The organism is Aeromonas rivipollensis, from assembly GCF_037811135.1.
GTDB classification, from domain to species: domain Bacteria; phylum Pseudomonadota; class Gammaproteobacteria; order Enterobacterales; family Aeromonadaceae; genus Aeromonas; species Aeromonas rivipollensis.
Genome location: NZ_CP149130.1, coordinates 4,490,038 through 4,500,000 on the forward strand (window position 1 = coordinate 4,490,038; position 9,963 = coordinate 4,500,000).

Sequence of the window (9,963 nt, forward strand, 5' to 3'; positions counted from 1 at the left end):
ACCATCTAAGATGTAGGCAGAAACCCCATTTATCAAGCCTTTGCCACCCAGAGCCGGGTTCGCTGCCCAGATTTCGCCAAAAATTGCTCATTAATGCAGCGATCAGGCGTCCAGAGACGACAATGCCGGCCCAGGGCCGGCATTGTGAGGGCAATGACGCCACCGCATCAACGCCGGGCGTCTTCCTTCAGCCACTGGGCGACCCGCTTGGCGAAGTAGGTGAGGATGCCGTCGGCACCGGCCCGCTTGAAGCAGAGCAGGGACTCCAGCACGCACTCCCGCTCCTTCAGCCAGCCGTTCTGGATCGCCGCCATGTGCATGGCGTACTCGCCGCTCACCTGATAGGCGAAGGTCGGCACCCCGAACTGATCCTTCACCTGACGGATCACGTCCAGATAGGGCATGCCCGGCTTGACCATGACGCTGTCGGCCCCTTCGGCGATGTCCAGCGCCACCTCGTGCAGCGCCTCGTTGCCGTTGGCCGGATCCATCTGGTAGGTGGCCTTGTTGCTCTTGCCGAGGTTGGCGGCGGAGCCCACCGCATCGCGGAACGGACCGTAGTAGCTGGAGGCGTACTTGGCGGAGTAGGCCATGATCTGGACGTTGACGAAGCCGTTCTCTTCCAGCGCGGCGCGAATGGCGCCGATGCGGCCATCCATCATGTCGGACGGTGCCACTATGTCGGCCCCGGCGGCGGCATGGGAGAGCGCCTGCTTCACCAGGATCTCGGTGGTGATGTCGTTTTGCACATAGCCTTCGTCATCGATGATGCCGTCCTGACCATGGGTGGTGAAGGGATCCAGCGCCACGTCGGTGATGACTCCCAGCTCGGGGAAGCGGGCCTTGAGGGCACGGGTGGCACGCTGGGCCAGCCCGTCCGGGTTATAGGCCTCTTCCGCCAGCAGGCTCTTCTGCGCCAGCGGCGTCACCGGGAACAGGGCGATGGCGGGCACGCCCAGCTCAACCAGCTCGGCGGCCTCGATCAGCAGCAGATCGATGGAGAGACGATCCACCCCCGGCATGGAAGCGACGGCCTCACGCTGGCCCTCCCCCTCCAGCACGAACACCGGATAGATGAGATCGTTGACGGTCAGCTGGTTCTCGCGCACCAGACGACGGCTGAAATCATGTTTGCGCACCCGGCGCAGGCGGCGACCCGGAAAGGCGCCCGGAAGAGTTATGGCCATGAATCACTCCAAAAGAGGAAGTTGGAAAAATGCGGCGGAGGTGGCCCTGGTATGGGCCAGCAAGGCCTCGGGCGCTTCACCACGGCAGGCCGCCACCACCTGGGCGATGTGCGGCAAAAAAGCGGGTTCGTTGCGTTTGGGTCTGGGTTTCAGATCCCGCGGCACCAGATAGGGGGCGTCGGTCTCGATCATCAGCCGACCGGCGGGAATGCGCGCCACCTGCTCGCGCAGCAGCTGGCCGCGACGCTCGTCGCACAACCAGCCAGTCACTCCTATGTGCAGCCCCAGGGCCAGACACTGGTCCAGCTCCTGGTCGGAGCCGGTGAAGCAGTGCAGCACGGCCCCCGGCAGGCTGGGCAACCAGGGTCGCAGGATCTCGACAAAGCGGGTGTGGGCATCACGGCAGTGGAGAAACACCGGCATCCCGAGCTCGGCGGCCAGCGCCAACTGAGCGTCGAACACCGCATCCTGCACCGGACGGGGGGAGAAGTCGCGGTTGTAGTCGAGCCCGCACTCGCCGATGGCCACCACCTGGGGCAGGGCCGCCAGCGCGCGCAGGGCGGGCAGGGTCTGCTCATCCACGCTCTTGGCATCGTGGGGATGCACCCCGGCGGTAGAGAAGCAGTAACCGGGCCACTCGGCGGCAAGCGTGACACTCTCGCGGCTGCCGGCCAGATCGGTACCGGTCAGGATCAGCGCCTCCACCCCGGCGGCGCGGGCGCGGGCCACCAGGTCGGCCTGTTCGCCGGCAAACTGGGGGCTGGTGAGGTTGAGACCAATGTCGATCATGGGATCAGAGGTTCCGAACAAAAGGAATACATATCAGGTATTTGAAAACCATCTACTCGATGGGGCATCACCATACGCCTCGAACGGATGCATGAAAAGAGGAAGGGAGCCTCAGCTCCCCTCTTCCGGTTGTTCCTGCTCTTCCTGGTCCTCTTTCCTCACATAGAAGCGGGCGAAGAAGAGACCTATCTCCCACAGGGCCCACATGGGGATCGCCAGCAGGGTCTGGGAGAAGACATCGGGCGGGGTGAGCAGCATGCCGACCACGAAGACCCCGACGATGACGTAGGGGCGCTTCTCCCTCAGGCTCTTGGGGGTGGTGACCCCGGTCCAGCAGAGCAGAATGGTGGCTACTGGTATCTCGAACGCCACCCCGAACGCGAAGAACAGGGTCAGCACGAAGTCCAGATAGCTGGCAATGTCAGTCGCCACCGTCACCCCGGCGGGGGCCGTGCTGGTGAAGAAGCCGAACACCAGGGGGAACACCACGTAGTAGGCGAACGCCATGCCGGCATAGAAGAGCACGGCACTGGAGGCCACCAACGGCATGACCAGGCGCCGCTCATGCTGGTACAGGCCGGGGGCGATGAAGGCCCAGGCCTGATAGAGCAGATAGGGGATGGCCACGAAGAAGGAGACCACCAGGGTCAGCTTGATGGGCGTGATGAAGGGGGTCGCCACATCCGTCGCTATCATGCTGGTCCCTTCGGGCAGCTGGCTGAGCAGCGGCCGGGCCACGAAATCGTAGATGTCGTTGGAGAAATAGATGAGCGCGACGAACGCCAGCAGGATGGCGGAGATGGAACGCAGCAGACGGGTTCTCAGCTCCACCAGGTGGCTGATAAGGGGTTGCTCGGCCTGACTCATGGCTTCACCTCCCCATTGCCGGCCGACTCGCTGACCGGCTCGCGCTGGCTGTTGACCGGCGGCACTTCACGGGTCAGCTGCACCGCAGGTTCCACCGGCGTGGCAGGTTCAGCCTGGGCGACGGGCGGGCGGATCTCGTTCTGTGCCTCATGCTGTGGCTGATAGGGACGGTTCACCGACTGGGCCGCCGCCTTCAGCTGCTCGATGGACTCCTGCAGCTCGGGGCTCAGGTTGTTCATCTGCAACTGCTCGGCCTTCTTCAGATCATTGTGCAGCTCTTGCAACTTGAGCTCCTGCTCCAGCTCTGTCTTGACCGAGTTGGCGGTACTGCGGATCAGCCTGATCCAGTGGCTGGCGGTACGGATGGCGACCGGCAACCGCTCGGGACCCAGCACCACCAGGGCGACGACACCGATGACGACCAGCTCCCAAAAACCGATGTCGAACATGGCTTAGGCCTGATCTTTGTCTTTCTGCTTGGCGGTCTCGGCACTGCTGGCCGTCTCGTTCAGCTGCTTGGCCGGAAACTCCGCATCCTTCTGCTCGGGCTTGGCATCGGCCGGATCGTCCGACAGCGCCTTCTTGAACCCCTTCACGGCGGCACCCAGATCGCCACCTATGCCGCGCAGCTTCTTGGTACCAAACAGCAGCACGACTATGACTGCGATGATCAACAATTGCCAAATACTGATACCACCCATGACTTTCTCTCCAGGATAGGCGCCTGATGGCGCAGTTTAATTAATGAATGCGGGTCTTTAACCAGCCCAGCAGCCAGCATAACCCGGCGCCGGCGAGGCTGATTTGTCCCCACTCAATATGTTGTTTCTGGGTCAGCAAGAATACACCCACCAACAGTAGGCTGGCTCCCACCCCTAAGAGGTAGCGGGCCTGTCCCTGACGACGGCTGTGCAGGCGAAAATCGGCGAACATCTGCTCGAAGTGGTGCTGCTGGTGCCGCGCCTGGCGCAGGGTCTCGTAGACCAGCTCCGGCAGTTCCGGCAGCTTCTCCGCCCAAAAGGGGGCCTTCTCGCGGATCGCATTGAGCACCGCCTTGGGGCCAACCTGCTCGTGCATCCAGCTTTCCAGGTAGGGTTTGGCGGTCTGCCACAGGTCCAGCTGGGGATAGAGCTGGCGCCCCAGCCCTTCCACATAGAGCAGCGTCTTCTGCAGCAACACCAGCTGGGGCTGCACCTGCATGTTGAAGCGACGAGCGGTGTTGAAAAGATTGAGCAGCACATGGCCGAACGAAATTTCGGAGAGTGGCTTCTCGAAGATGGGTTCCAGCACGGTGCGGATGGCGAACTCGAACTCGTCCACCTTGGTGTCGGGCGGTACCCAGCCTGACTCCACGTGCAGCTGCGCCACCCGCTGATAGTCACGGTTGAAGAAGGCGAGGAAGTTCTCCGCCAGGTAGCGCTTGTCTTCCCGGTTCAGGGTGCCGACTATGCCGCAGTCGATGCCGATCCAGAGCGGATTCTCCGGGTGCTCAAAGGAGACGAAGATGTTGCCCGGGTGCATGTCCGCATGGAAGAAGCTGTCACGGAACACCTGGGTGAAGAAGACCTCAACCCCGCGCTCCGCCAGCAGTTTCATGTTGGTGCCGTTGGCCTCCAGCGCGGCTATGTCGGAGACAGGAATGCCGTAGATTCGCTCCATCACCAGTACCTGCTCGCGGCAGTGATCCGTGTAGACCTCGGGCACATAGAGCGCCTCTGAGCCGGTGAAGTTGCGCCTCAGCTGGATGGCGTTGGCCGCCTCCCGCATCAGGTTAAGCTCGTCGAGTATGGTCTTGCGGTACTCCTCCACCACCTCGACGGGGCGCAGCCGGGCGCTCTGGGGCACGAAACGGGCCACCAGACGAGCCAGCTCCTGCATCAGCCGCAGATCGGCCTCGATGACGGGTTCTATGTCGGGACGGATCACCTTGATGACGATCTCCCGGCCATTCTCCTTCAAGCGGGCGGTATGGACCTGGGCAATGGAGGCGGACGCCAGCGGCGTCTCGTCGAAGTCATCGAACAGGGTCTCGATGGGGCAGCCCAGGCTCGCCTCTATCTGGCGCCTGGCCTCCTGCCCGCAGAAGGGGGGCACCCTGTCCTGCAGCAGGGCCAGCTCTTCGGCGATGTCCGGCGGCAGCAGATCCCGGCGGGTCGACAGCATCTGGCCGAACTTGATGAAAATGGGGCCCAGGGCCTCGAAGGCGAGGCGAATGCGGGCACCACGGCAGAGCTCAGGCTGCTTGTTCTTGAGCCAGAACAGGCTGCGGCGCACCAGGCGTCCGGGCCAGGGCTGATAGCGGGCGGGAACCAGCTCGTCGATGCCCTGCTCCAGCAGGATGCTGACGATGCGATAGAGGCGTTTGAACTCCTTGGGGGTCATCAGCTCACCTGCTGCTCGAGGCGAGCCAGCCGCAACTCGACCGCCTTCATATGCTGTGCCAGCACCTCGACATCATCGTTGAAACTCGCCACTTCCAGGGGGCCTGGGGCGAGACGGGCTTCCTCGGTGAGGTACTCGGCCAGCTGACGCTGGGAGCGGCACAGCTCGCGGCCTACCACGCGACGGGCCTGACGGGCGCCGCCGCACAGGGTATGAGCCAGCACGTCGCCGGTATAGCGCGACAGCTCCTCTTCCCAGTCGATGTCCAGCTCCCCCAGCAGGGCGCTGAAGGCCTGCACCAGTTGAGGATCGCCGCTCAAGTCCAGCTTCTCCTCGCGGATATAGCGAGTCAGGGCTGAAGGATCCTTCAGCAGGCCGATCGCCGTCAGCGACAGGCTCAGCACGGCGTCGGGCTCCCCTTCATAGCGGGCCAGCACGTCCAGTCGACGCTCGGAGAAGACAAACCAGAGCGGCTTGAGCTCACGCAGCTCCAGCTTGAGCACCTTGCCCGCGAGCTTGCGCAGCCGCGCCGGGCTCTGCTTGTCCAGTGCCAGCAACTGGTTGAGGCTGGTTTCGATCACCGCGGTGACCATGGCATCCATCGGCATAGGCGACCTTAAAACTTGTAACCACGGTGCAGGGCGACCACACCCTGAGTCAGGTTGTAGAACTCCACCTGCTCGAAGCCGACCCGCTCCATCATGCCGGCCAGGGTCTGCTGATCCGGGTGCATACGAATGGATTCCGCCAGGTATTTGTAGCTTTCGCCGTCGTTCGCGACTATTTCGCCCATTTTTGGCAGCAGTTTGAAGGAGTAGAGATCGTAGAGCTTGGCGATCACCTCGCTCTCCGGCTTGGAGAACTCCAGCACCAGCAGGCGACCACCCGGCTTGAGCACCCGGAACATGGAGGCCAGCGCCTTGTCCTTGTCGGTCACGTTGCGCAGGCCGAAGCCGATGGTGATGACGTCGAAATGGTTGTCAGGGAAAGGCAGTGCCTCGGCATTGGCCTGCACGTAGGAGACGTTGTTCGCCACCCCCAGATTGCGCAGCTTGTCGCGGCCCACTTTCAGCATGGAGTCGTTGATGTCCGCCAGCACCACCTGACCCGTCTCGCCGACGATGCGGGAGAACTTGGCGGTCAGATCGCCGGTGCCACCGGCCAGATCCAGTACTTTCTGACCCTTGCGCACACCGGAGCAGTCGATGGTGAAGCGTTTCCACAGGCGATGAATGCCGAATGACATCAGATCGTTCATCAGATCATACTTGGCCGCCACCGAATGAAAGACGCCAGCCACCAGAGTTTCCTTCTCGGTCGCCGCCACGGTTTTATAGCCAAAATGCGTAGTATTAGTCTGTTCCGACATCCCTCAAACACCCATAGAGCAAAGAATGGTCGCCAGTTTACCAGAGCCGGTGACCTGCGGACACCTTAAACCCGGCTGGCAACCAACTGCATCCCCAGCATGACCATGGCCAGACAGAGTAAGAGATTGAGACCTATGTTGAGCAGTGCCTTCAGATAGGCACCGTGTTGAGTCAGCACCACAGTATCCAGGGCAAAAGAAGAGAAGGTAGTCAGTGCACCCAGGATCCCCACCATCAAGAGTGGCTTGAGCGGGTGCTCGGCCACATGCCCGTGCAGAATGAGGGCATAGGCCACCCCCATGATGAAGGAGCCCACCACGTTGACCACCAGGGTGCCATAGGGGAAGTGGCGTCCCAGCAGCAGCGCCATCAACTCGGCGATACCAAAGCGAAGGCAAGCGCCGATGGCACCACCGGCCGCGACAAATAACCAGGTTTGCATGGGGAGGCTCCATAAGTGTCGGGCCGACATTATGCAAAATGCCGGCAAGCGGGGATAGCGGGGCAATTAATCTACGGGGATGAGCCGCCTCATCGGCGAAAATCCACCGGCTCTATCTGATCCAGATGCAGGGAGGTCTGCGCTGGCCGGGTCTCGGCAATCACGCGGCCATGGCGGATGGAGTAGCGCACTGGCACCTGACGACGCACTGCATCAAAGCCGTTTTCTGCGGGCAGGATCAGCAAGTTGGCCGGTTTGCCCACCTCGATACCATAGCGATCCTGCACATTCAGGGTGCGGGCGCTGTGGCTGCTGATGAGCTTCAAACCGTCGTTGATCTGCTCGTAGCCCATGATCTGGCAGACATGCAGCCCCATGTGCAGCACCTGCAACATGTTGGCGGTGCCCATGGGATACCAGGGATCGAACACGTCGTCGTGGCCGAAGCAGACGTTGATGTTCGCCTCCAGCATCTCCTTCACCCGGGTGATGCCGCGGCGCTTGGGATAGGTATCGAAACGCCCCTGCAAATGAATGTTCACCAGCGGATTGGCGACGAAGTTGATGTCCGCCATCTTGAGCAGTCGGAACAGGCGAGAGGCATAGGCCCCGTTGTAGGAGTGCATGGCGGTGGTGTGGCTGGCGGTCACCCGTTGGCCGATGCCTCGCTCGTAGGCCAGGGTCGCCAGGGTCTCGATGAAGCGGGACTGCTCGTCATCGATCTCGTCGCAGTGCACATCCACCAGAACCTGATACTTCTCGGCAAGATCGAAGACATAATACAGACTTTCGACCCCATATTCCCGGGTGAACTCGAAATGGGGGATGGCACCTATCACGTCGGCTCCCAGCCTGATCGCCTCTTCCAGCAAGGCCTTGCCGTTGGGATAGGAGAGGATCCCCTCCTGCGGAAAGGCGACGATCTGCAGCTCGACCCACGCCTTCATCTCCTCCCGTACCTCCAGCATGGCTTTCAGGGCCACCAGGTTGGGGTCGGAGACATCGACATGAGTTCTGACAAACTGGATGCCGTTGGCGATCTGCCATTTCAGCGTCTGTATGGCGCGCTGTTTCACATCTTCGTGGGTCAGCAGCGCCTTGCGCTCGGCCCAGCGCTCGATCCCCTCGAACAGGGTGCCGGACAGGTTCCAGCTCGGCTCTCCTGCCGTCTGGGTAGTATCGAGGTGAATGTGGGGCTCGATAAAGGGGGCTATCGCCATCCCCTCCTCCCCATCCAGTTCCCGGGTGGAGAGGAGGACCTGGCTCATGGGAGCTATGGTCCTGATCAGGCCATCCTGACACAGGATCTGCCACAGCCCCTCCCTGCCGCTCAGACGCACATTCTTTATCAACATCTTCCTTTCCCCTTCGAAACCCTGGTTGCCTTTGCCAATCCACAACTTAGCTCGGATCAATTTAATAGAAAAGCGTTCACACAGAATGCAGATGAGGCTGACATCATTGAAGAACAGCACCGATAAAGGGAGTGGATAGGGATGAAAGCAGGATTGACCGAGATCGGCAGCGCAGGCTTGTTTCACGAATATCTGCAGACGCTGGGCATCAACAAGCCCCCATTGACAGCGTTCGACGAAGAGTGGGAATGCAGGCGGAACGAACAGCTGGTCGCAGCCATTCAGATAGAGGCGTCCGGGCGGGCCCGCTTCTATCTCGATGCCAGACAGATCTCGATGAACTGAATGGTAAAAACAAAAAAGCCTCCCTTTTCAGGGAGGCTTTCATTTTCATGGTGCTGATACCCAGAGTCGAACTGGGGACCTCATCCTTACCAAGGATGCGCTCTACCAACTGAGCCATATCAGCACACTAACCGGTAAAGACCGCACTGTGTGCGCTATCTAAATCTTCTGTCCAATACGACCTGATGTCGTATTGCGACCAACCACATCGCTGTGATTGCTTAATTGATGCCTGGCAGTGTCCTACTCTCGCATGGCGAATGCCACACTACCATCGGCGCTACCGCGTTTCACTTCTGAGTTCGGCATGGGATCAGGTGGTTCCACGGCGCTATGGCCGCCAGGCAAATAACTTCAATCTCGGAAAGCTGACGTGAGTAACGACTGATTGGCTGTTGCCTCGTCGCTATCACTGAATTAGGTAAGTAGTTCGTTCACTTGCTACAAGCCTTAGAACACTTCTTGGGTGTTGTATGGTTAAGCCTCACGGGTAATTAGTATGGGTTAGCTCAACACGTCGCCGCGCTTACACACCCCACCTATCAACGTTGTGGTCTCCAACGGCCCTTTAGGACCCTCAAGGGGTCAGGGATGACTCATCTCAGGGCTCGCTTCCCGCTTAGATGCTTTCAGCGGTTATCGATTCCGAACTTAGCTACCGGGCAGTGCCACTGGCGTGACAACCCGAACACCAGAGGTTCGTTCACTCCGGTCCTCTCGTACTAGGAGCAACTCCCTTCAATCATCCAACGCCCACGGCAGATAGGGACCGAACTGTCTCACGACGTTCTGAACCCAGCTCGCGTACCACTTTAAATGGCGAACAGCCATACCCTTGGGACCGACTTCAGCCCCAGGATGTGATGAGCCGACATCGAGGTGCCAAACACCGCCGTCGATATGAACTCTTGGGCGGTATCAGCCTGTTATCCCCGGAGTACCTTTTATCCGTTGAGCGATGGCCCTTCCATTCAGAACCACCGGATCACTATGACCTACTTTCGTACCTGCTCGACCTGTCCGTCTCGCAGTTAAGCTGGCTTATGCCATTGCACTAACCTCCTGATGTCCGACCAGGATTAGCCAACCTTCGTGCTCCTCCGTTACTCTTTGGGAGGAGACCGCCCCAGTCAAACTACCCACCAGGCACTGTCCGCGAGCCCGATTCAGGGCCCTGCGTTAGAACATCAAACATACAAGGGTGGTATTTCAAGGACGGCTCCAGC

11 protein-coding genes, 1 tRNA gene and 2 rRNA genes (1 of these 14 only partly in view) are annotated in these 9,963 nt (G+C 60.5%); 1 reads left to right on the plus strand and 13 read right to left on the minus strand.

Annotation, left to right across the window (positions count from 1 at the left end; genetic code table 11):
- Positions 1–167: 167 nt before the first annotated feature.
- The 10 genes from hemB to WIR04_RS20670 form a co-directional block, all read right to left on the minus strand.
- A complete protein-coding gene (gene hemB, locus WIR04_RS20625; RefSeq protein WP_106885403.1) occupies positions 168–1,187 on the minus strand; it encodes a porphobilinogen synthase in 1,020 nt (339 codons plus the stop codon).
- A gap of 3 nt (positions 1,188–1,190) precedes the next feature.
- Positions 1,191–1,976 (minus strand): TatD family hydrolase, encoded by a 786-nt coding sequence (locus tag WIR04_RS20630; protein WP_338889470.1) that lies wholly within the window; start codon positions 1,974–1,976, stop codon positions 1,191–1,193.
- Positions 1,977–2,087: 111 nt separating this feature from the next.
- A complete protein-coding gene (gene tatC / locus WIR04_RS20635) occupies positions 2,088–2,843 on the minus strand; it encodes a twin-arginine translocase subunit TatC (protein ID WP_163135433.1) in 756 nt (251 codons plus the stop codon).
- A complete protein-coding gene (gene tatB / locus WIR04_RS20640; protein WP_338889474.1) occupies positions 2,840–3,292 on the minus strand; it encodes a Sec-independent protein translocase protein TatB in 453 nt (150 codons plus the stop codon). Before tatB ends, tatC begins: the two co-directional genes overlap by 4 nt.
- A gap of 3 nt (positions 3,293–3,295) precedes the next feature.
- Positions 3,296–3,544, minus strand: a complete 249-nt coding sequence (gene tatA / locus WIR04_RS20645) for a Sec-independent protein translocase subunit TatA (RefSeq protein WP_025328841.1) — start codon at positions 3,542–3,544, stop codon at positions 3,296–3,298.
- A 40-nt stretch (positions 3,545–3,584) separates the two neighbouring features.
- A complete protein-coding gene (gene ubiB / locus WIR04_RS20650) occupies positions 3,585–5,225 on the minus strand; it encodes a ubiquinone biosynthesis regulatory protein kinase UbiB (RefSeq protein ID WP_338889478.1) in 1,641 nt (546 codons plus the stop codon).
- On the minus strand, positions 5,225–5,833 hold the full coding sequence (locus WIR04_RS20655) for a ubiquinone biosynthesis accessory factor UbiJ (RefSeq protein WP_025328843.1): 609 nt from the start codon (positions 5,831–5,833) through the stop codon (positions 5,225–5,227). Before WIR04_RS20655 ends, ubiB begins: the two co-directional genes overlap by 1 nt.
- A gap of 8 nt (positions 5,834–5,841) precedes the next feature.
- Positions 5,842–6,594, minus strand: coding sequence for a bifunctional demethylmenaquinone methyltransferase/2-methoxy-6-polyprenyl-1,4-benzoquinol methylase UbiE (gene ubiE, locus WIR04_RS20660; protein ID WP_307766435.1), 753 nt, complete (start codon positions 6,592–6,594; stop codon positions 5,842–5,844).
- Positions 6,595–6,659: 65 nt separating this feature from the next.
- Positions 6,660–7,037: a fluoride efflux transporter CrcB gene (gene crcB / locus WIR04_RS20665; RefSeq protein ID WP_338889486.1), complete on the minus strand. Its 378-nt coding sequence runs from the start codon at positions 7,035–7,037 to the stop codon at positions 6,660–6,662.
- A gap of 89 nt (positions 7,038–7,126) precedes the next feature.
- Positions 7,127–8,392, minus strand: coding sequence for a cytosine deaminase (locus tag WIR04_RS20670; protein WP_338889488.1), 1,266 nt, complete (start codon positions 8,390–8,392; stop codon positions 7,127–7,129).
- 141 nt (positions 8,393–8,533) lie between these two features.
- Here WIR04_RS20670 and WIR04_RS20675 point away from each other — a divergent pair, with 141 nt between their 5' ends.
- Complete coding sequence (locus WIR04_RS20675) at positions 8,534–8,737, plus strand: hypothetical protein (RefSeq protein WP_338889490.1); 204 nt, start codon at positions 8,534–8,536, stop codon at positions 8,735–8,737.
- A 48-nt stretch (positions 8,738–8,785) separates the two neighbouring features.
- Here the strand turns inward: WIR04_RS20675 and WIR04_RS20680 are convergent.
- The 3 genes from WIR04_RS20680 to WIR04_RS20690 form a co-directional block, all read right to left on the minus strand.
- A tRNA-Thr gene (locus WIR04_RS20680) sits at positions 8,786–8,861 on the minus strand.
- Positions 8,862–8,967: 106 nt separating this feature from the next.
- A 5S ribosomal RNA gene (gene rrf, locus WIR04_RS20685) occupies positions 8,968–9,082 on the minus strand.
- Between the two features lie 128 nt (positions 9,083–9,210).
- Positions 9,211–9,963, minus strand: a 23S ribosomal RNA gene (locus WIR04_RS20690) (it continues 2,137 nt past the right edge of the window).